Annotated in this window: 2 protein-coding genes; both read right to left on the reverse strand. The window is 65.6% G+C overall.

The window, feature by feature from the left end; genetic code table 11:
* On the reverse strand, positions 1–824 hold an 824-nt coding region (locus GPK42_RS05855; protein WP_419522077.1), incomplete at its 3' end, for a PTS system mannose/fructose/sorbose family transporter subunit IID.
* On the reverse strand, positions 814–1,053 hold a 240-nt coding region (locus GPK42_RS05860), incomplete at its 5' end, for a PTS sugar transporter subunit IIC (protein WP_147324175.1). The genes GPK42_RS05855 and GPK42_RS05860, both read right to left, overlap by 11 nt.

Below are 1,053 nucleotides of genomic sequence, written 5' to 3' on the forward strand. Positions count from 1 at the left end.
TACGCCAGCACGCCGAAGAACGCGCCGATGATGCCCACGACCATGGTGGCCACGATCAGCACCATGGGGTTGATCTTCTTGGACAGCAGCCAGTAGTACAGCCAGAAGGCGATCATGCCGAGCATGCCGGGCATGATGCCGTCCAGGATGTCCTGGAGGGTCTGGGCGTCGTCGCCCGAGCCGATGGCGACCGGGATGCTGGCCCAGAACATGTCCTTGCACATGGCGCCCACGACCATGACGCCCACGATGCCCACGCAGGTCATGATCTTCTGCATGAGGCCGGTCCTCTGGGCCTCGTCCAGGAAGCCCACGCCCAGCTCGTAGCCCTTGACGGCGCCCCAGACGCGCAGCGCGAAGCCGGGGACGTTGTAGATGAGCAGGAAGGCGATGGGGCCGAAGGGGTTGCCGGCCTGGCACAGGCTGATGCCCACCGCGGCGGCGACCACGCGCAGCGTCGACAGGAAGATGGAGTCGCCGATGCCGGACAGCGGGCCCATGAGGGCGGCCTTGACGTCGTTGACGCTCTCGGGCTCGATCTCGCCGCGGGCGACCTTCTCCTCCATGGCCATCGCGATGCCGCCGACGAACGGGGCGAACTGGACGGTGATGTTGAAGAACGCGCAGTGGCGGTGCAGGGCCTCGGCGTAGTCGTCGGGGCGGCCGGCGTAGATCTTCTTGAGCATGTTGGCGACCATCAGGCAGAAGGCGATGTTCATCTGCTTGTAGTAGGTCCAGGAGAACTCCATGCCCAGGGCGCCGACGTTGACGGCGCTCTTGACGAGGTCGGAGCGCGTGATCTTGTTCTCGGGACTAGAAGTCATCGTCCTCATCCCCTTCCGCGGAGAGCTGGGGCTGGGCTCCGCCCAGGCCGAGCAGGTCGAACTTGTCGATGCCGATGATGATGGCGATCAGGGCGACGCCCAGGACGGGCACGTTGGCGTAGGAGCACAGCAGGAAGCCCAGGAAGTAGAAGGGCACGAGCTGCTTGGTGAGCACCAGGCGGCCGAGCATGGCGAAGCCCATGGCCGGCAGGATGTTGGCGGCAACGCC

Origin of the sequence: Collinsella aerofaciens (assembly GCF_018785265.1) — a bacterium.
Lineage (GTDB): Bacteria > Actinomycetota > Coriobacteriia > Coriobacteriales > Coriobacteriaceae > Collinsella > Collinsella aerofaciens_AI.